The sequence below is a fragment of the Rudaea sp. genome (genome assembly GCF_036383415.1).
In the GTDB taxonomy this organism is placed as follows: domain Bacteria; phylum Pseudomonadota; class Gammaproteobacteria; order Xanthomonadales; family Rhodanobacteraceae; genus Rudaea.
Genome location: NZ_DASVOK010000048.1, coordinates 1 through 20,141, shown reverse-complemented (window position 1 = coordinate 20,141; position 20,141 = coordinate 1). Strand labels below are relative to the sequence as shown.

General features: G+C 65.6%; 20 protein-coding genes. 10 read left to right on the top strand and 10 right to left on the bottom strand.

Annotation, left to right across the window (positions count from 1 at the left end):
- The coding region (gene gpmI, locus VF497_RS01690) for a 2,3-bisphosphoglycerate-independent phosphoglycerate mutase (protein ID WP_330885630.1) at window positions 1-1,364 on the bottom strand (1,364 nt) is incomplete at its 3' end.
- Window positions 1,365-1,497: 133 nt separating this feature from the next.
- Between gpmI and VF497_RS01685 the strand changes: the two genes are divergently transcribed.
- From VF497_RS01685 to VF497_RS01670, 4 genes are all read left to right on the top strand, one after another.
- Window positions 1,498-2,157, top strand: coding sequence for a hypothetical protein (locus VF497_RS01685; protein WP_330885629.1), 660 nt, complete (start codon window positions 1,498-1,500; stop codon window positions 2,155-2,157).
- 106 nt (window positions 2,158-2,263) lie between these two features.
- A complete protein-coding gene (locus VF497_RS01680; protein ID WP_330885627.1) occupies window positions 2,264-3,016 on the top strand; it encodes a tetratricopeptide repeat protein in 753 nt (250 codons plus the stop codon).
- A gap of 51 nt (window positions 3,017-3,067) precedes the next feature.
- Window positions 3,068-4,240, top strand: a complete 1,173-nt coding sequence (locus VF497_RS01675; protein WP_330885625.1) for an acyltransferase — start codon at window positions 3,068-3,070, stop codon at window positions 4,238-4,240.
- A gap of 9 nt (window positions 4,241-4,249) precedes the next feature.
- Entirely contained in the window at window positions 4,250-6,463 is a 2,214-nt protein-coding gene (locus VF497_RS01670; RefSeq protein ID WP_414706826.1) for an NHL repeat-containing protein, read from the top strand.
- Here VF497_RS01670 and VF497_RS01665 read toward each other — a convergent pair.
- Window positions 6,460-7,344, bottom strand: coding sequence for a lipid A biosynthesis acyltransferase (locus VF497_RS01665; RefSeq protein ID WP_330885620.1), 885 nt, complete (start codon window positions 7,342-7,344; stop codon window positions 6,460-6,462). The genes VF497_RS01670 and VF497_RS01665 overlap by 4 nt on opposite strands.
- A gap of 131 nt (window positions 7,345-7,475) precedes the next feature.
- Here VF497_RS01665 and dtd point away from each other — a divergent pair, with 131 nt between their 5' ends.
- Complete coding sequence (gene dtd, locus VF497_RS01660; RefSeq protein ID WP_330885618.1) at window positions 7,476-7,916, top strand: D-aminoacyl-tRNA deacylase; 441 nt, start codon at window positions 7,476-7,478, stop codon at window positions 7,914-7,916.
- Window positions 7,917-8,071: 155 nt separating this feature from the next.
- Complete coding sequence (gene rpoD / locus VF497_RS01655) at window positions 8,072-9,928, top strand: RNA polymerase sigma factor RpoD (protein ID WP_330885616.1); 1,857 nt, start codon at window positions 8,072-8,074, stop codon at window positions 9,926-9,928.
- Window positions 9,929-10,000: 72 nt separating this feature from the next.
- On the opposite strand, the gene VF497_RS01650 is transcribed toward rpoD, so the two are convergent.
- Together VF497_RS01650 and VF497_RS01645 are read right to left on the bottom strand one after the other, a co-directional pair.
- A complete protein-coding gene (locus tag VF497_RS01650; RefSeq protein WP_330885614.1) occupies window positions 10,001-11,398 on the bottom strand; it encodes a sensor histidine kinase in 1,398 nt (465 codons plus the stop codon).
- A gap of 12 nt (window positions 11,399-11,410) precedes the next feature.
- A complete protein-coding gene (locus VF497_RS01645; protein ID WP_330885612.1) occupies window positions 11,411-12,073 on the bottom strand; it encodes a response regulator in 663 nt (220 codons plus the stop codon).
- Between the two features lie 161 nt (window positions 12,074-12,234).
- Between VF497_RS01645 and argS the strand changes: the two genes are divergently transcribed.
- A complete protein-coding gene (argS, locus tag VF497_RS01640) occupies window positions 12,235-13,923 on the top strand; it encodes an arginine--tRNA ligase (protein WP_330885610.1) in 1,689 nt (562 codons plus the stop codon).
- Between the two features lie 210 nt (window positions 13,924-14,133).
- Entirely contained in the window at window positions 14,134-14,790 is a 657-nt protein-coding gene (locus VF497_RS01635; protein WP_330885609.1) for an SPOR domain-containing protein, read from the top strand.
- A gap of 12 nt (window positions 14,791-14,802) precedes the next feature.
- On the opposite strand, the gene VF497_RS01630 is transcribed toward VF497_RS01635, so the two are convergent.
- The 4 genes from VF497_RS01630 to thiE all read right to left on the bottom strand — a co-directional run bounded on the left by VF497_RS01630 (window position 14,803) and on the right by thiE (window position 18,098).
- A complete protein-coding gene (locus VF497_RS01630; RefSeq protein ID WP_330885608.1) occupies window positions 14,803-15,450 on the bottom strand; it encodes a helix-turn-helix transcriptional regulator in 648 nt (215 codons plus the stop codon).
- A gap of 4 nt (window positions 15,451-15,454) precedes the next feature.
- The gene (locus VF497_RS01625) at window positions 15,455-16,093 is read right to left on the bottom strand and encodes a hypothetical protein (protein WP_330885606.1); all 639 of its coding nucleotides are present in this window, start codon (window positions 16,091-16,093) and stop codon (window positions 15,455-15,457) included.
- 90 nt (window positions 16,094-16,183) lie between these two features.
- Complete coding sequence (gene hemL, locus VF497_RS01620) at window positions 16,184-17,464, bottom strand: glutamate-1-semialdehyde 2,1-aminomutase (RefSeq protein WP_330885604.1); 1,281 nt, start codon at window positions 17,462-17,464, stop codon at window positions 16,184-16,186.
- A gap of 13 nt (window positions 17,465-17,477) precedes the next feature.
- Window positions 17,478-18,098, bottom strand: a complete 621-nt coding sequence (thiE, locus tag VF497_RS01615; RefSeq protein ID WP_330885602.1) for a thiamine phosphate synthase — start codon at window positions 18,096-18,098, stop codon at window positions 17,478-17,480.
- Between the two features lie 119 nt (window positions 18,099-18,217).
- On the opposite strand from thiE, the gene VF497_RS01610 reads away from it, so the two are divergent.
- Window positions 18,218-18,415 carry a rubredoxin gene (locus VF497_RS01610; protein ID WP_330885600.1) on the top strand — a complete coding sequence of 66 codons (198 nt, stop codon included), beginning with the start codon at window positions 18,218-18,220 and terminating at the stop codon, window positions 18,413-18,415.
- A 40-nt stretch (window positions 18,416-18,455) separates the two neighbouring features.
- Here VF497_RS01610 and VF497_RS01605 read toward each other — a convergent pair whose 3' ends face one another.
- The gene (locus tag VF497_RS01605; protein WP_414706827.1) at window positions 18,456-19,325 is read right to left on the bottom strand and encodes a SirB1 family protein; all 870 of its coding nucleotides are present in this window, start codon (window positions 19,323-19,325) and stop codon (window positions 18,456-18,458) included.
- A gap of 166 nt (window positions 19,326-19,491) precedes the next feature.
- Between VF497_RS01605 and VF497_RS01600 the strand changes: the two genes are divergently transcribed.
- Window positions 19,492-19,716, top strand: a complete 225-nt coding sequence (locus VF497_RS01600) for a hypothetical protein (protein ID WP_330885596.1) — start codon at window positions 19,492-19,494, stop codon at window positions 19,714-19,716.
- Here VF497_RS01600 and VF497_RS01595 read toward each other — a convergent pair.
- A partial coding sequence (locus tag VF497_RS01595) for a glutaminyl-peptide cyclotransferase (protein ID WP_330885594.1) occupies window positions 19,685-20,141 on the bottom strand: 457 nt, incomplete at its 5' end. The two genes, VF497_RS01600 and VF497_RS01595, sit on opposite strands and share 32 nt — an antisense overlap.

Genomic DNA, 20,141 nt, shown 5'->3' with positions numbered 1-20,141 from the left:
ACGCCGTTCGCGTCGAGCATCTGCTCGAAGTTGCCGTGGTCGGCGCTGATCAGCATCTCGCCGCCGGCGTCGAGGATCGCGGCGAGAATCTTGGCGAGCGCCGTATCGACTGCCTCCGCGGCCTTGATCGCGGCATCGAGCTTGCCGGTATGGCCGACCATGTCGGCGTTGGCGATGTTGCAGACGATGAAATCGTACTGCTTGCCGCGGATCGCCGCGGCGAGCTTGTCGGCGACTTCGGGCACGCTCATCTCGGGCTGCAGGTCGTAGGTCGCCACCTTCGGACTCGGCACGAGGATGCGGTCCTCGTGCACGTACGGTTCCTCGCGCCCGCCGGAGAAGAAGAAGGTAACGTGCGCGTATTTCTCGGTCTCGGCGATGCGCAGCTGGCTCAACCCCTTCGCGGCGAGATATTCGCCGAGCGAGTTCGACAGCGACTGTGGCGGATAAGCGATCGCGGTCACCGGCAGGTCGGCGCTGTATTCGGTCAGCGTGACGAACGCGGCGAGCTTCGGCCGGCGCGCCTCGAACCCGGTGAACTTCGGATCGACGAACGCCTGGGTGAGCTGGCGCGCGCGGTCGGAGCGGAAGTTCATGTAGACCACCGCGTCGCCGTCGGCGACTTTTGCGCCGGCGCCCGATTCATTCAAGACGACGGTCGGCTTGACGAATTCGTCGGTTTCGCCGCGCGCATACGCGGCATCGAGCGCGGCAAGCGCATCGTTCACACGGAATTCGGACTGCGCCTCGACAATCGCATCCCAAGCCAATTTGACGCGCTCCCAGCGTTTGTCGCGGTCCATCGCGTAATAGCGCCCGCTGACCGTGGCGATGCGCGCATTGCCGAGCGCGGCGCATTTCGCCTGCAGTTTTTCCAGCGAGGCGCGCGCGCTTTGCGGCGGCGTGTCGCGGCCGTCGAGGAAGGCATGCACGGCGACTTGGGCGACACCCTGGCGCTTGGCCAGATCGAGCATTGCGAAGATATGTTCCTCCTGCGAATGCACGCCACCTGGCGAGAGCAGGCCGAACACGTGCAAGGTCGAATCCTTTGCCGCGGCACAGGCGCCGATCAGCGCGGGATTGGTGTAGAAGCTGCCGTCCTCGATCGCCGCGTCGATGCGGGTCAGGTCCTGATAGACGACGCGACCCGCGCCGATGTTCATGTGGCCGACTTCGGAATTGCCCATCTGGCCATCGGGCAGGCCGACGAAGCGGCCGTGCGTCTCCACCAGAGTATTGGGATACGTCGCGAGCAGGTGTCGCCAGGTCGGCAGCTTGGCCTGGGCGAGCGCGTTGTCGGCAGGGTCGTCGCGATGGCCCCAGCCATCGAGGATCAGCAGGAGTACGGGCTTCGGAGCGGGCACTGCGGGATTCCTTGAACGGTTCGGCGGTATGCCCGCAATGGTAACGGAATTCGGCTTCACGCCGACGGCGCCTAAACCGTTTCCATCGCTGCTGCATCTGAGGGTAGGCTTACACCACACGAGGGAGACTTCCATGATCCGCATCAAGCTCGCCCTGCTGCTTGCGCTGGGCCTCATCGCTCCGGCATTTGCCGATGACCAGGGTGACGTCGACAAGGTCAACGGCGCCATTTCGATCGACGACGGCGCCAACGGCGGCAAGCTGAGCACGGTCAACGGCGGCATCCGCATCGGCGCGAACGCGCACGTGAAGAGCGCGGAGACGGTCAACGGCGGGATCCACGTCGGCGCGAGCGCGACGCTGGATTCGGTCGAGTCGGTCAACGGTGGCATCAAGCTCGGCGCCAATGCCAAGGTCGGCCGGACGGTCAACGTCGTCAACGGCTCGATCACGCTCGAACAGGGCGCCGACGTCGCCGGCAAGGCGTCCAACGTCAACGGCGGCATCCAACTCGACGCCGCGCACATCGGTGGCGGCATCTACACGGTCAATGGCGACATCACGATCGGCGCCAACTCGCGCGTCGAAGGCGGCATCCTCGTCGAGGAGAACCATAGCTGGTTCACCGTCAATTCGCGCAAGCCGCGCATCGTGATCGGGCCGCACGCGGTCGTGCAGGGCACGCTGAAGTTCAAGCGCGAGGTCGAGCTCTGGGTCAGCGACAGCGCGACGATCGGCGCGGTCGACGGCGCGACAGCACAGAAGTTCAGCGGTGACCGGCCGCCGCAGTAAGTTTGCTTGGGCGCCGGCCGCCTGCAATGCGGGCCGCTGCCGGCGCTTGTTGCCCTCGCCCGGGTAACGCAAAATTGCGCATCCTCACGCAGGCCGTGGATGCCGCATGCCGATACTCGTCCTTCTTTCGCTCGCCCTGCAGATCGCCTGCGCCGTGCACGTGGTGCGTACGCGCCGCGAGCTGTACTGGATCTGGATCATCCTGATCGGCTCGTATCTCGGCGTGGCCATCTACGTGATCGCCAACGTGCTGCCCGACCTGCGCCATGACCCGCGTGCGCGCAAGACCGCGACGAAAGTGCTCGACACCGTCGCGCCGGAGCGTCGGCGCAAGCAGATCGAACAGCGCCTCGAGCTCGCCGATACCGTCGACAACCGCCGCGCGCTCGCCGAGGAATGCATCAACCTTGGCGACTACACCAACGCGGCCGAGCTGTACCGTTCGATCCTGAAGGGCATCAACGCGAACGACGTCGGTTTCTCGATCGGCCTCGCCCGCGCGCAAGTGGGCCTCGATGATTTCGCCGGAGCAAAGGAAACCCTCGACAAACTGTACGCCGCAAACCCGCAACTGCGCTCGAACGATGCCGATCTGCTGCGCGCGCGCATCGACGAGGCGCTCGGCGATCCCGACGCCGCGCTCGCACGCTATCGCGACCTGGCGACGAGCTATCCGGGCGAGGAGGCGCGCTATCGCTACGCCACGCTGCTCGTGCAACGCTCGCGTTTCCGCGAAGCGCGCGAGGTATTCAACGACATGCTCAAGCGCGCGAAAGTCTCGCCAAGCTACTACCGGCGCAAGGAAGCGCGCTGGCTTGATGCTGCCAAGCGCGATCTTGCCAGCCTCGGGCCGGGCTGAGCCGCGACGTTCCTTTCTCCGGACTCTATCTCTTTGAATTCTCATTTTCCTTTGTCGGTCGCCGCGGCGACCGACCGCAACCGTGGCATCGACGCGCTGCGCGGCATGGCTATCCTGTTCGTCGTCATCCACCATCTCGCGATTCGCATTCCGCTGACCAAGACCGCACTCGCGGATTTTCTCCCGACCTGGTTGCTGAAGGGCCTGATCTACAACGGCGGCGAATCGGTGGCGATCTTCTTCGTGATTTCGGGGTTCCTGATCGCTCGCCGCTCGTTGGCACGCTGGGGCGATTTGAGCGCGCTGTCGGCGCCGCAGTTCTATCTGCAACGCGCCTCGCGCATCCTGCCAACGCTAGTACTCGTCGTCGCGCTGTTGAGCGCTCTGCATCTCGCCCGCGCGCCTTATTACGTGATCGACAAGCCGAGCCAGTCGCTGGGCGGCGCGATCTTCGCCGCGCTCGGATTCCATGTGAACTGGTACGAGGGCACCACCGGCTATCTGCCCGGCGGCTGGAACGTGATGTGGTCGCTAGCAGTGGAAGAAGTGTTCTATTTGGGGTTCCCCTTGGTCTGCCTGACCTTGGGCAAGGTGCGCTGGATGTTCGTCGCGGTGCTGGTCGCGCTCGTGCTGTCGATGCCGTTCGTGCGCATGGCGTTGCATGACGCGGGCGGCGGCATCTGGTACGAGGAGGCATATCTGCCGGGCATGTCCGCGATCGCGATCGGCGTGCTCGCGGCAATGCTCGCCACACGCATCGCCGCGCCGCCGCGCTGGCTTGCCTCGGCTTTGTGCGCGCTTGGCGGCACCGGCCTTTGCGCGATCTTCTTCGCCGGTGCGTCGCTGTGGCAGGCGATGCACGAGTACAACGTCTGGTTGCTGATCGGCAGCGCCGCGAGCCTGATCCTCGGCCTGCACTGGCAGGCGGCTTCGGCGCGACCGTGGCGACTGCGCCGCCTCGGTTGGTTGTGTTCCTGCGGCAGGCTCAGTTACGAGATCTACCTGTTTCACATGTTCGTCGTGTTCGCCCTCGTCGCGGCTTTTCGCAGCGGCGGATTCGATATGCGCTGGGGGTTTCTCTGGTACGTGCCGACGCTGGTGCTGGCGTGGCTGCTCGGCGTCGCGGTCGCGCGTGGATTCTCGCAGCCTTGCGAGCGTTGGTTGCGACGCCGCTTCGGCAACGCCGTGACGCGGCCTCTCGTCGCGCAGACCGCATCGGGCTGATTCTCCGTCATGACGCTTCGATTTCGCCCGCCGCGGCGCGGTTTGCTCCTGCTTTGCGCCGCGGGCGTTGCGGCATTGTCTACTTTTATACTTTTTCGACAGCGTGAACCCACTCCGCGGCCGGTGCCTCCGGCGCGCGCGGCGGCGCCGGCAGGTCCAGCGGCAACGACGCTCGGCTGGAGCGCGCGCATCGCCCTCGTCTCCGGCGACGGCATAGCCGGACTGCGCGACGGACCCGCTGCACAGGCACGCTGGTCCGATCCCTGGGGCGTTGCGATCGATACGCACGGCATGACGTACGTCGCCGATGCGGGCGACAACAATCGCATCCGCCGCATCGCGGCCGACGGTGTCGTCTCGACCCTGGCCGGCGGCCGCGAAGGTTTCGCCGACGGCATCGGCGCGGCGGCCGCATTCAACACGCCCTCGGGTCTCGCCCTCGACAAGACCGGCAATCTCTACGTCGCCGACACGGGCAACCACGCGATCCGCAGGATTACGCCGCAAGGCGCGGTGACGACGTTCGCCGGCACAGGAACGGCCGGCTGGCGCGACGGAGCCGCCGTGCAAGCGCAGTTCGACGCGCCAATCGGCGTCGCCGTCGACAACGTCGGCAAGGTCTACGTCGCCGATACCTACAACGACCGCATCCGCGTTATCGGGCTCGACGGTATCGTCAGCACGCTGGCCGGCAGCGGTGCGCCCGGCTACGGCGATGGCGTCGGCATCGGGGCGAGTTTCGACACGCCGTGCGCCATCGCGGTCGACAAGTCGGGCGCGGTTTGGGTGGCCGACACGGGCAACGGCGCGATCCGCCGTGTTGCGGGTGATGGCAAGGTCGACACCTTCGCGCGCGCGACCATGCTCGACGACAAGGTGTTGCTGCGCCGGCCGCTGAGCCTCGCGCTGACGCACGACGGATTTCTTTACGTCGGCGATATGGCGCATGGCGCGGTGCTGCAGTTCGCTCCCGCTGGGCAGATCGCAGTATTGACCGACGCGCGCAGCGACGGCGCTCGTTTCATCCGGCCCGCCGGCATCGCACTCGATGCGGCCGGTGCACTTCGTCTGAGCGATGCGGCGAGCCATCGCCTGCATGCGATCCAGCCGGCGGCGAGCGCAGTGCCAGCGCAGCCGACCACCGCGATCGGTCCTGCGCCTGACGCGCGACCACCCGACACGGGCGGGCGCTGGCCGGTGCGGTCGCAGAACGAGCGTCACGAAATCGTCGGTACGGTCGGCGAGGCGCGCGGTGCCTATCATGGCGACGCGTTGGATCACTTGCACGACGGTCTCGACATTCACAACAACGTCGGCGCCGCCGTGCTCGCGATCGCCGACGCCAAGATCGAAGATCCGCTGCCTGCCTGGGGCGTCGACGAGTTGCGCGAGGGCATCAGCCTCGACGTATTGAGCTACATCCACATGCGCGTCGGCCGCAACCTCAAGGACCAAGAACTCGATGCAACGCGCTTCCAGTTGTTGCGCGACGAAACCGGCACCCTCTATCGCGTGCGTGTGCGCCGCGGCACGCGCTTCATCGCGGGCGACGTGCTCGGCACGACCAACCCGATGGCTCACGTGCACCTGACCTGGGGCGACTGGGGCTATACGCGCAACGCGATTGCGCTCGGCTTCAAGGACTTCACCGACCATGTGCCGCCACGCATCGACAGCGTGCAGATCGAGGACGCCGACGGCAGGGCGCTCGCGCAGAAACGCCGCGGGCGGCTGGTCGTGCCGCGCGATGCGCGCGGTGTCGCGATCGTGGTCGAGGCCTGGGACCAGGTCGATGGCAATGAGGCGCGACGGCGCCTCGGCCTGCATTCGCTCGGTTATCAGATCCTGACCAAGGACGGCAATCCGGCACCCGGTTTCGAGCAGCCGCGCATGACGCTGGTCTTCGACCGCATCCCTGCCGACAGCGCCGCGACCAAGGTCGCCTACGCCGCGAAAAGCGGCATCACCGTCTACGGCAGCGCGGCGACGCGCTTCCGCTATGTCGTCACCAACAGCGTGCGCGACGGAAAGTTCGCGGCCGGATCGTGGCAAACCGATCAGTTGCCCGCGGGCGACTACAGCGTACGCATCATCGCGAGCGACTACGCGGGCAATATGGCGATGAAGAATCGTGACCTGCCGATTGCCTTGATGGACCCGACCGATATCGAGCCACCGAAGCCCGAGCGCAAAGCCGCGCGCGCGAAGAAATCCAGCCGTTAGCGCGCTTCGACGTTCGCCGGCGGCTGCGCTGAATAGCGCTTGTAGTGCCACTGATACTGGTGCGGCGCTAGGCGGATGCAATTCTCGATGCCACGATTGAGCGCAGCCACGGCGTTCGGCAACTCGGGATCGGCGATGCCATCGGGCGCCGGCAGAATGTGCAGCACATAGCCTTGCCCGCGCGGCAGGCGCTCGGCGAAGGCGAACAGCACGGTCGCGCCGGTGCGCTGGGCGAGGCGCGAGAGCAATACCATGGTCAGCGCCGGGCGGCCGAAGAACGGTCCAAACTCGCCTTCGCCCTGTTTGGGTTCCTGGTCGGGCAGGATGCCGACGACGCCACCCGCCGCGAGCCGCTTGAACAGCGTGCGCACGCCGGCGCTGCCTTCGGCGCGCACCTGTTCCGCCGACAGCCCGCCACGCGCTCGGATCAGCAGCGGTTCGAGTTCGGCCTGCCGCGGTGGACGGTAGGCGATCGCGATCCGCGTGCGGCTGCACAGCCAGTAGTTGAGCAGTTCGAAGCAGCCGAGGTGCGGCGCGGCGATGATGAGGCCGCGCCTGGCCGCGAGCGCTGCATCGAACAGCTCACCGCCGCGCACCTCGCGCACGAGAGCAAGCGTGCGCGCTGGAGCGCCGGTCCAGATCTTCGCGATCTCGAAGAAGGACTTGCCGGCTTCGGCCAACGCCGCGCAAAGAAAATGACGCTTTTCCTCGCCAAACGACGTATTGATCCGGGAGAGGGTGTGTTCGGCCTTGCGCCGCATGGGATTGTCGGTGTGGGCGAGCAGCCAGCCGAATCCCGCGCCGAGAGCGTGCAGGATGCGCAACGGAAGCTGGCCAAGCAGGCGCAGCAGGCCGTAGATGATCCAGATATACCAACGCATGCAGGGGGAAAGCGTGGGAAAAACCGATTGTAGCCGGGCATCTTCGGCCGTGTCGGCATTGACGCCGCCGCGCCTCATCGGGAGCATTGCCGCTGCCCTCGCTGCCGCGGCCTATGCCGCATCGGAACTTCATGATTGCCCTGATCCAGCGCGTCACCGAAGCGCGTGTGGACGTCGACAACGAAACCGTCGGCCGGATCGGCCCGGGCCTGCTCGCGCTGATCGGTGTGCAGCCTGGGGACGGCGAGCCTCAGACCCAGCGCTTGCTCGAACGCCTGCTCGGCTACCGCGTGTTCGGCGATGCCGACGGGAAGATGAATCTCTCGCTGGCGCAGACCGGCGGCGGGCTGCTGCTCGTCTCGCAATTCACCCTCGCCGCAGACACGCGCTCGGGCATGCGCCCGGGGTTTTCGACCGCGGCGACGCCTGCCGAAGGGGAACGTTGGTTCAATCGCCTGGTCGAATTGGCAAAAATCCGCCATTCGCCAGTGGAAATTGGCCGTTTCGGTGCCCATATGGAGGTCAGTCTCGTCAACGACGGACCGGTGACGTTCTGGTTGGAGGCGCGCTAGCCGTGCCGGGAATCGTCGTCCGTGGTCCCGCGACGTCGATTGGCCTTGCTTTTGCTTGTCATTTCAAGCCATCCCGCCGCCAGATTCGCGGTTCCCGGCCTTCCTTGACACCCCTCCTATACTTTCCAGTCTTTGATCTTTGAGCCGTAGATTCCATGAACGCTGAAACCCGCAGCCAGCAACAGTCCGAAATCAAGACCCTGATCATCAAGGGCAAGGAACAAGGGTTCCTCACCTACGCCGAGGTCAACGATCACCTGCCCGACGACATCGTCGATCCGGAACAGATCGAAGACATCATCGGCATGATCAACGACATGGGCATCGAGGTGCACGAGGTCGCGCCGGAAGGCGATACGATCCTGCCCGATGCGCCCGTGACGACGGACGACGAGACCGCGACCGAAGAGGCCGTGGCCGTGTTGTCCGCGGTCGATGCCGAAGTCGGCCGCACGACCGACCCGGTGCGCATGTACATGCGCGAAATGGGCACGGTCGAACTGCTCACGCGCGAGGGCGAGATCGCGATCGCCAAGCGCATCGAGGAGGGCCTGGGCCAGGTCCAGTCCTCGCTCGCCAGTTTCCCGTGGTCGATCCAGCTGCTCGTCGAGGAATACGACCAGCACACCGAAGGCCGCAAGCGCCTGTCCGAGGTGCTGACTGGCTTCGTCGACGTGGAAGTGCCCGGCCTCGAAGTCAACGAGGAGATGCTCGAAGTCGAGGATGCCGGCGCAGCGAGCAAGGATGACGATGAGGACGACGCGGAAGGCGGCGAAGAGGCCGGCCCCGGCGAGACCGGTCCCGATCCGGCCGAAGTGACGCGGCGCATGGAAGAGCTGCGCGCGCTCTATCTCAAGTTCCAGAAGAGCGCTGCCAAGATCGGCACCGAGGACAAGAAGACGCAGAAGATCCGCGACCAGATGGCCGAGGCCTTCCTCAAGCTCAAGCTGCCGTCGATCATGATCGACGCCTTCGTGCGCAAGCTGCGCGAAGTGGTTGCCCTGGTCCGCCAGCACGAGCGCGTGATCATGGACATCTGCATCAAGCAGTCGCACATGCCGCGCAAGGATTTCATCAAGGCGTTCCCGTCGAACGAGACCAACCCGAAGTTCGCCGACGACATCATCCGCAAGAAGCAGAAGTGGGCTTCGTCGATCAAGGCGCACAAGGAAGACATCCTCGCCGAGCAGGAAAAGCTCGTCGCGCTGGAAAAGACCCTGTTCCTCTCGCTCGCGGACGTCAAGGAAATCAACCGCGCCATGTCGATCGGCGAGGCCAAGGCGCGCCGCGCGAAGAAGGAAATGGTCGAGGCCAACCTGCGCCTGGTCATCTCGATTGCGAAAAAGTATACGAATCGCGGCCTGCAGTTCCTCGACCTGATCCAGGAAGGCAACATCGGCCTGATGAAGGCGGTCGACAAGTTCGAATACCGCCGCGGCTACAAGTTCTCGACCTACGCGACGTGGTGGATCCGCCAGGCGATCACGCGCTCGATCGCCGACCAGGCGCGCACGATCCGCATCCCGGTGCACATGATCGAGACGATCAACAAGCTCAACCGCATCAGCCGCCAGATGCTGCAGGAGATGGGCCGCGAGCCGACGCCGGAAGAGCTGGCGGTGAAGATGGAGATGCCCGAGGACAAGATCCGCAAGGTACTCAAGATCGCCAAGGAACCGATCTCGATGGAAACGCCGATCGGCGACGATGAAGACTCCCACTTGGGCGATTTCATCGAAGACACCAGCATCGAATCGCCAGTCGACGCGGCGACGGGCACCGGCCTGCACGAAACCGTGCGCGACGTGCTCGGTGGCCTGACGCCGCGCGAGGCCAAGGTGCTGCGCATGCGCTTCGGCATCGACATGAACACCGACCACACGCTGGAAGAAGTCGGCAAGCAGTTCGATGTCACCCGCGAGCGCATCCGCCAGATCGAAGCCAAAGCGCTGCGCAAGCTGCGCCATCCGAGCCGCTCGGAACAGCTGCGCTCGTTCCTCGACCTCGAGTAAGGCATTCGTCCAGTTGTACGAGAAAGGGCCGCGTTGCGGCCTTTTCTTTTCTTGCGCATCGGGGGTTCTTGCTCAGGCGCCACTCGTGGCGAACCTGATGCGCACGCGCGTGCCACGCCCACCGGCTCCGCTCGTGAGCACGACGGCAGCACCATGCGCGCGCGCGATCTCCTCGACGATCGCGAGACCGAGCCCGTTACCCTCGCGTTCGCCGCCGGCGATGCGGTAGAAGCGCTCGAACACGCGCGCGCGTTCGGCGTCGGGAATGCCGGGGCCGTCGTCCTCGACTTCAAGAAATACCTGACGCAACTCGGAGGCGGTTCCGCAGCGCACGGTGACATTGCCTCCGGCCGGCGTGTAGGTCAGCGCATTGTCGATCAGGTTGGCGAGCAGTTCGCGCAGCAGCCAGTCGCTGGCCTGGGTGCGGGCAGGCTCGGCTTCGAGTCCGAGATCGATGCGCGCAGCGAGCGCGCGATCGAAGTGCGCGGCGACGCCGTCCTTGGCCAGATCGGCGAGATCAAGCGCGCGGAAGTCGCCGCCAGGATTCGCGGCGGGCTCCGCGCGAGCGAGCGCGAGCAACTGGTTCGCCGTATGGCCCAACCGCTGCATGCCCGCATGCAGGCGCGCGACGCGCTCGCGCAGGGCCGGATCGCTCGCGCCGTGCCCGCGCAGATCGTTCGACAGCAGTTCGAGCTGCGCCTGCAGGCCGGCCAGCGGCGTGCGCAGCTGGTGCGCGGCGTTGGCGAGGAAACGATGCTGCGCATTCGCCGCCTCGGCGACCCTCGCGAACAGGCGGTTGAGTTCCTGGGTCAGCGGACGCACCTCACCCGGCACCTGCGAATCGTCGAGCGCTGCCAGGTCGCGCGCGGAACGGCGCGCGATCTGATCGCGCAGCGCCAGCAGCGGCTGCAGACCCGCGCGCACGCCGACCCAGACCAGCAGCAGCGTGCCGAGCAATTGCGCCAGATCGCTTGCGACGATGAAGGTCAGCATGCTGTGCAAGGCCTCGCGGCGCTTGTTCGTTGTCTCGGCGACGCTGACTGCGATGACACCGCTCGCGTTCGTCAACCGGTACGTGGCCACGCGTACCTGCGCGTCGCGGTATTCCGCGTCGGCGAACGAGGGATTGTCGCTGCCCGGCGGCGCCACCGGCAGGCCCGCATCGCCGGCCACGAATTCGCCGTCGGCACCGAGCACGAGATAGTAGATTTCGTCGTGGTTGTCGGCACGCAGCACGGCAATCGCCTGGTCCGAGAGTTCCGATTTCACCTCGCCGTCGGCGCCGATGTTCAGGTGCGCGATCACGGCGACGATCGAACTCGCCAGCACCTGATCATAGGCGGCGTGCATCGGCGACGCGGTCGAGTAGTAGTCGATCAGCACGCCGGCCGCGAGCAGCAGCCCGAGCGGCGCCGACAGCAGCAGGAGCAGGCGGCGGCGGACCGAGGACGTGCGCGCAGCTGCGGCCATAAAAACCTGTCCTCAGGATTCGTCGAGCCGGTAGCCGAGCCCACGCACGGTACGGATCGACACCGTATCGCCGAGCTTGCCGCGCAGGCGCGAGACATAGACCTCGACCGCATTCGTCGTGATGTCGTCGCTCCAGCTCGACACCGCCTGCTGCAAGCGTTCCTTGTGCACGACCTGGCCGACGTGCAGCGCAAGGCATTCGAGCACGGCCCATTCGCGCGGGGTCAGCTCGAGCGGTTGGCCGTCGACGCGGGCTTCGCGCCGCGGCAGATCCATGTGCAGGCCGGCGATGCTGAGTTGCGGATTGCCGGCCGCCTTGCTGCGCCGGATCAGCGCGCGGCAACGCGCGGCGAGCTCGGGCACGGCAAACGGTTTGACCAGATAGTCGTCGCCACCGATGTCGAGTGCGTTGACCCGATCGGCAAGGCCATCGCGCGCGGTCACGATCAGCACCGGCAAGCCGCTGCCCGCGCGGCGCACGCGACGCACGAGCTCGAAGCCGTCCATGCCGGGCAGGCCGAGATCGACGAGGAGCAGGTCGAACGTTTCCTGCTGCATGGCCGCCTCGGCCAGCTCGGCACTGGCGACGCGGTCGACCGCGAAACCGCTCTGGATCAGGCCACGCAGCATCGCATCAGCCACGAGGGCATCGTCTTCGACTACCAGGATGCGCATACAAACCTTCTCACACGGGGTCCACTCAACGGCGAATTCCGTCGCAGGCATGACTATACGGGGCGGAAAGCGGGAAGCGTTAGCGCCGGCGGTGATCGAACCGCGCGCAAACGGCCGCGGAACCGTACAATAGAGGGCGCAGACAAACGCCCCGATTTCCAGTGAAAGATCAACTCCGCACCCTGATCGAGCAGGCGCTGGACAGCCTGCGCAGCGCCGGCACGTTGTCGGCCGACGCCAGTGCCGCCTTCGTCCTCGAACGCACCAAGAGCCGCGAGCATGGCGATTTCGCCACGAACGCGGCGCTCGCGCTGGCCAAGCCCGCGCGCACGAACCCGCGCGCGCTCGCCCAGGCGCTCGTAGCGGCGTTGCCGCAGAACACGCTCGTCGAAAAAGTCGAGATCGCGGGACCGGGCTTCATCAATTTCTTCCTGAGTCCGGCGGCATATCACGAAGAAACGCGGCGCGTGTTCGCCGAGGCCGCGCAGTACGGTCGCAGCACGATCGGCGCGAAGAAAAAAACCCAGATCGAGTTCGTCTCGGCCAATCCGACCGGGCCGCTGCATATCGGCCACGGCCGCGGCGCGGTAGTCGGCGATTGCCTCGCGCGCGTGCTCGAGGCGACCGGCTCGGACGTCGGACGCGAGTTCTACTACAACGACGCCGGCGCGCAGATCGACAACCTTGCCAAGTCGGTGCAGGCGCGCGCGCTCGGTATCGATGTCGACAATCCGCGCTGGCCGGCCGATGGCTACCGCGGCGATTACATCAAGGACGTCGCCGCCGCGTTCCTCGCGCGCGAAGTTGCGCACGCGGACGGACGCGACGTGCCGGCGACGGGCGACGCGAACGATCTCGACGCGATCCGCCGTTTCGCCGTGGCTTATCTGCGCCACGAACAAGACCTCGACCTGCAGGCGTTCGGCGTCGCGCCGTTCGATACCTACTATCTCGAATCCTCGCTCTATACCGACGGTTCGGTCGCGCGCACCGCGCAGGAGCTCGTCAAGCACGGCCACACCTTCGAGCACGAAGGCGCGCTGTGGCTGCGCACGACCGATTTCGGCGACGACAAAGACCGGGTCATGCGCAAGTCGGACGGCAGCTACACCTACTTCCTGCCCGACGTCGCCTACCACGTGAGCAAATGGAATCGCGGCTACCAGCGCGTGATCAACGAGCACGGCAGCGACCATCACTCGACGCTGATGCGGGTGAAGGCTGGCCTGCAGGCGCTCGACATGGGCATTCCGAAAAACTGGCCCGAGTATGTGCTGCACCAGATGGTCACGGTGATGCGCGGCGGCGAGGAAGTGAAGATCTCCAAGCGCGCCGGCAGCTACGTCACCCTGCGCGACCTCGTCGACGAGGTAGGCCGCGACGCGACGCGCTATTTCCTCATCGCGCGCAAGTCCGATTCGCAGATGGTGTTCGATATCGATCTCGCGCGCTCGCAGTCGAACGACAATCCGGTCTACTACATCCAGTACGCGCATGCGCGCGTGTGCAGCGTGCTGCGTCAGCTCGACGAGCGCGGCCTCTCGTGGAACCGCGACAATGGCCTCGCGCAATTGGCGAAGCTCGACAACGAGCACGAGAGCACGCTCATGGTCGAGGTCTCGCGCTATCCGGAAGTGGTCGAAGCGGCGGCGCTCAATCTCGAGCCGCACCTGATCGCGAGCTACCTGCGCGAACTGGCCAACGCGCTGCATACCTACTATCACGCGCATCAATTCATCGTCGAGGATGCCGATCTGCGCGATGCGCGCATTGCGCTCGCCGTCGCCGCGCGCCAGGTTCTTGCGAACGGACTCGATTTGCTTGGCGTCTCCGCCCCGGAGCAGATGTAATGAACCTGCCTCAAAACTACTGCGCTCACCATTTCGCGTGCCGGCGGTGCTCGGACTGCGTAGGCAGGATGCCGGAGCGAACGGCGAAGCCGGCCCGAAGGGCGAGCCGTGGATGCGGCGAGTCATCCTCATTTACCATCAGTAAACTCCGGTTCCTGCGCTCCGGCGACGCACGAACTGGTTTCGCTCGCTACGTTTTGAGGTAGGTTCATGGCAAAGCGGAATTCACAGGCATCGCGCAACGGCGATCGCCGGCAGACGCCGGCCTGGGCGATGGTGCTGCTCGGTGTCGCGCTCGGCGTGGTCGGCTCGGTCGCCGTGCTCTACGGCGGCAAGATTCCGACGCTGCGCGGCGGCAAGAACCTGCCGCAGCCCAATCCCGAGGCGGTCGCGCCGAAGGAATCGGAAAAGGCGCTGGCCGACGACACGGCCAAGGCGCAGCCGCCCGCGCCGCCGAAGAGCAATTATGACTTCTACACGACGCTGCCGGAGAAGGAAGTCGTCATTCCCGACGCGGAGCTTTCGGCCAAGGCCAAGGCCGAGCAGCAGCGCGCGAAGCAGCAGGCGCAGGCGAATGCAGCGAATCCGAACAACCCGGCAACTCAGACGACACCGGCGCCCGCTGCGGGCGGCGGACGCTACATGCTCCAGGTCACCGCGACCAGCGATGCGGCCGCGGCCGACGCGTTGAAGGCCAAGCTCACGATGCTCGGCTTCAGCGCCAAGGTCTACACGAGCACCACCGACGGCAAGACCCTGCACCGCGTGCGCCTCGGCCCGTTCGCCACCGCAAGCGAAACCGAATCGTCGAAGCGCGCACTCGCCGAGAACAGCATCAACGCGATCCCGGTCAAGGAAACCAATTAAGCGGTTCGCGATTCACTCCCCTTCGCTGCGCTCGGCGAGGCGGAAGCGGCAGGCACCGCCGCCGCGCACGATGCATTCCAGATGCTGCACCTTGCGCCGGCTGGCGGCTTCCATGAAGGCCAGATCGAAGCGGCAGATTTCCGGATGCGCGCGCGCGAGGGCATGGAAGACGCAGTTGTATGCCTCGATCTGCGTTTCGCCGTCGCGCTTCACGGCCTGCGCCTCGTAGCCGAGCGCATCGAGCTGCGCGGCAAGCGCCTGCGCGGTTTCGTCCGCATCGCCGCCGTGCGCGCGCTGCGCGGCGGTCGAGCCGAGTTCACGGCCCAATCCGGTGAGCATGGCCTGGACGCCGGCCGGCCCCACGCTCGCGTAGAGGTGATCGAGGATGCCGGTCGTGATCATCGCGTAGTTGCGCGGGAACAGTTCGCGACCGGCCTCGGTCAGCACGTAGCGCAGCTGCGGCCGACCGCCGCTCTGGCGTGCATGACCGCGCTCGACCCAGCCCGCATGGATCAACGCGGTCAGATGCTGGCGCACCGCGTTGTGCGTCACCCCGAGCGCCTCGCACAGGGTTTCCACGCTTGCGCCCTGCGCGGAACCCAGCAGCGTACGCAGCAATTTGCGCACGCTCGGTCCGAAACGACGCAGGGTTTGATTCATCGCCTCAGGCCGCCTTCGCCGGGAACTGCCTGGCGATCGCATCGGCCAGCGCGTCGGCGATGACGTCCATGTGCGCCTGCATGGCTATCCAGGTTTTCGCTTCGGCCTGCGTGTCGCCCTGCATGATCTCGCGCACCTGCGCGGCGTGATGGCCGACATGCGCGGTCAGCAACGAAAGCACTGCATCTTTTTTCAGATACGGATTCGCGCCCGCAAGGAAGCCCGCGATCGCATTGCCGTTGGCGACGAGATCGTCCATCGCCTTCTGTTTCGCCGCCGCATCACCGCGCTGTTCGGCATCGGTCAGCGCCTTGACTCCGCCCCAGTGGCCGGCGAGCAGCTGCAGCATCTGTTTGCCGGCCGCCTCACCGTAGAACCCGCCGACCGCATCGGCGATCTGCGTGGCATTGGCAACGACATCCTTGGCGGCCTTGTCCGCCGCCGCGGCATCGTGCGCCTTGACCGCGAGTGCGTAGGCACGCGTCCGCTCCGCATGACCTTGCCACAGACCGCGCAGAGCCGCGTGCAGCTTGACCACAGCCGGCGCAGCGGCAACCTGTGCCGCTTCGGCGGCGGAAACGGGGGCCACCGCGCAACTCGCGAAGACCAGCGCCACGGCGGATGAAATCACTGTCAGTTTCATGAAACGCTCCGGTTGAACCGTCATCGTGACGGCCGGATCATCCTGACAGCGCCATTTTCACTGTAAAGCGATCTATGTGTAAAGCCTGTTCTAACTGGATTTTCGGAATGCGGCGCGGGCCGCCTCGAGCGTATCGGCGATGTCCTGCTCGCTGTGTGCGGTCGAAATGAATCCGGCCTCGAACGCCGACGGCGCGAGGTAGACGCCGCGGTCGAGCATCGCGTGAAAGAAGCGATTGAACGCGGCGACGTCGCAGGCCGTGGCCTGGGTATACGTTTCCACTTTTTCCGCAGTGAAGAACAGGCCGAACATGCCGCAGACGCGGTTGACGCTGAACGGTACGCCGGCATCGAGCGCGACTGCGACGAGGCCATCGGTAAGCAGATTAGTCTTGCGCTCCAGCTCGGCGTAGAAGCCTGGCGCCTGGATCACTTCGAGCATGGCCAGGCCCGCGGCCATCGCGATCGGATTGCCCGACAGCGTGCCGGCCTGATACACCGGCCCGCTCGGCGCGATCTTCTCCATGATCTCGCGCCGACCGCCGTAGGCGCCGACCGGCATGCCGCCGCCGATGATCTTGCCGAACGTGGTCAAATCCGGTGTTACGCCGTAGAGCGCCTGCGCGCCGCCGAGCGCGACGCGGAAGCCGGTCATCACCTCGTCGACGATCAGCAGCGCGCCGTACTGCGTGCACAGCTCGCGCAGCCCCTGCAGATAGCCGGGACGCGGCGGAATGCAGTTCATGTTGCCCGCGACGGGCTCGATGATCAGGCCGGCGATCTGCTCGCCGACCTGCGCGAACAACGCCTTGGCCGCGTCGAGATCGTTGTACGGCAAGGTCAGGGTGAGATCGGCCAGCGCCTTCGGCACACCGGGCGAAGTCGGCACGCCCAGGGTCAGTGCGCCCGAGCCGGCCTTGACCAGGAACGAGTCGGCATGACCGTGGTAGCAGCCTTCGAACTTGACGATCTTGTCGCGTCCGGTCGCGCCGCGCGCGAGGCGGATCGCCGACATCGTCGCCTCGGTGCCGGAGTTGACCATGCGCAGCACTTCGACCGAAGGAATCAGGCGCGTGATCTCCTCGGCCATGCGCACTTCCATCGGGCACGGCGTGCCAAACGACAGGCCCGCACGCGCGGCCTCGACGACTGCGGTGCGCACCTTGGGATGATTGTGACCGGCGACCATCGGCCCCCACGAGCCGACGTAGTCGATGTAGCGCTTGCCTTCGACGTCCCAGAGATATGCGCCATCGGCGTGGTCGGTGAAGAACGGTTCGCCGCCAACCGACTTGAACGCGCGCACCGGCGAGTTGACGCCACCCGGCATCAGGGGTTGCGCGCGCTGGAACCAATCGTGATTCGTGATCATGTTTTCCACTTTTTCAATTTTTATACAATGCCGCATAGCGTCGCGCGGCCACCTCGGGATCGGCCTGCGTGAACACGCCGGAGATCGCCGCGAGGAAATCGGCACCGGCTTCCACCAAGGGCCGCGCATTGTCGGGCGTGATGCCACCGATTGCCACCAGCGGCAGGCCCAGCGGTTTCGCCTCGCTCAACAGGTCCAGCGTGGCGCGACGCGCATTCGGCTTGGTCGGCGACGAGAAGAATGCGCCGAATGCGAGATAGTCTGCACCGGCTGCGGCGAGTTGTCGCGCGCGCGCCAGCGAGTCGTAGCACGAGGCGCCGATGATCACGCCGGCGCCGAGGCGCGCACGCGCGGCGGCGACGGCGCTATCGTCTTCGCCAAGATGCACGCCATCGGCAGCGACCGCCAGCGCAAGCTCGACATCGTCGTTGACGATGAACGGCACTTCGAAGCGTGCGCACAGCTCGCGCAGCGCGCGCGCCTCGAATGCGCGGCGTGCGGAGTCGGTCGTCTTGTCGCGGTACTGCAGCAGTGCGGCGCCGCCGTGCAGGACGGCCTTGACGGCGGAAAGAAGGTCGGGGCGCGGGCCGTCGCTGATCGCGTAGAGGCCGCGCCGGGTCAGGTGTGGATGCATGGCGCCTAGTCTACCGTTAGAATTAAGCTCCCTTTCGCGCCGCTCTCCCTCGCGAAAAGCCCAAAGTGGCCCTTCCGGCCCCACTTCAACCAGAAACCCCGATTCCCGACCATTCCGCAATGAACGCCGTAGCGCAAACCGACGACACCCCCTTCCGCAAATTCATGTGCGTGGTCTGCGGCTGGATCTACGACGAAGTGCAGGGTTGGCCCGACGACGGCATCGAGCCGGGCACGCGCTGGGAAGATATTCCGGAAACCTGGACCTGCCCCGATTGTGGGGTGACCAAGTCGGATTTCGAGATGATGGAGATTTGACGTCGCTTCCCTTCCCCTGGCCGGAGAAGGGAAACAGATGTCAATTCAAGCGCGGCAGATTGGTGCCGATCTCGGCGACCTGCAGCGCGACCGCATCGACATCGTCGGCCTGCGGCACCAGAGAGAGATAGCGGCGCAGATCCTCGCTCGCCGCGCGCACGTGACCGAGCTTGAGATAGTACTGGCCGCGGTCGCGATACTCGCCCGGCTGATGCGTATCGAGCGTGAGCAGGCGGTCGCAGCAGCGCAGCGCCTTTTCCCACTGCTCGCGTTCGGCGTAAACGCCTTTCAGGTTGCGCAGCATGCGCGTGAGGATGGCGCGGTGGCTGGCCGGCTCCAGCATGCGCGCGAGGCGCGCATCGTCGATATCGTGCGTGTCGAGGTGCGTGCGTGCGCGACGACGCAATTCGGCCGCGTCGAGCGAACGGCCCTTCTGGAACGGATCGAGCACGACGATACCCTCGTCGAGCGGCAAGCGCACGAGGAAGTGGCCGGGGAACGAGACGCCTTCGAGCGGCACGTCGAGCCGGCGCGCGAGTTCGATCTGCACGACCGCAAGCGAAATCGGATTGCCGAGGCGACGATCGAGCACGTCGTTCAGATAGCTGTTGCGCGGATCGTAGTAATCCTGATCGTCGCCGGAGAATCCGAGCTCGTCGAATAGGAAACCGTTCAGCGTGCGCAGCTGGGTCGCAGCGGATTCGGTCGGATCGAGGATCTTGCGCAGGCGCACGCCGTAGTCCTGCAACTGCGCCTCGTAGTCGGCCGCGGCCAGCGCCGGGTATTCATCCTTGGCGATCAGCAACGCCGATGAAAACAGCGGGATGTCCTCGTCCTTGGCGCCGCGCAAGGTGATCCAGGGATTGTCCCTTTGCATGTTTTTGTTCTCCAGGGCAGGAGCTGGCCCGATAGTACTCGAAACAAATTGAATTTGTGCTAACCGCCTTGAATGGCCGCTTTGTGATTCTCGCAATCACGGACGATTGCAAGAAATAAGTCAGAAGCCAGCCACGCGCCTTCCATCCGCACTTGATCTACTACGTGCTCAGAAATGGTGTCGCACACGGAAATTTGCAATGCGCCAATTCGTGCCGATGAGTGACGAAATGCTGTACCGGGCCGGTGGGCCGCCCGGTCGACTCGTGCCGTATCGCGTCGGCCTCGACTGCTGGCATGCGCTCGGCGAAGACGGGATCTACCATTTCAACGACGACGCGATCCGCGCCGGCGTGTCGTGTCGGCGCGGCGATGCCGCCAACGACGGCTCGGTTATTTCGGCGCCGCTGGCGCAACCAGCCTGATCTCGAACACGTTCGGCCAATACTTGCCGGTGACGAACAGGCGATCGGTCTTCGCGTCCCAGGCGATGCCATTGAGCACGTCCGCGCCCGCGGCTTCGCGGTCGGCATGCGAGAGCAGGCCGGTCAGATCGATCCACGCCGTCACCTTGCCGGTTTTCGGGTCGATGCGCGCGATGCGCTGGGTTTGCCAGAGGTTTGCGTAGATCTCGCCCTTGATCCACTCGAGCTCGTTGATCTGAGCCAGCGGCTGGCCTTGCGCGGTCACCTCGATCGCGCCGGTCTGCTTCAGCGTCTGCGGGTCGAGCAGGCGGATCGTCGATGTGCCGTCGCTGAGCAGCAGGCTCTTGTCGTTGCGCGTCATGCCCCAGCCTTCGCCGGGGTAGGAAAATTCCTTTTCGACCTTGTTCAGATCGTCGATGTCGAGC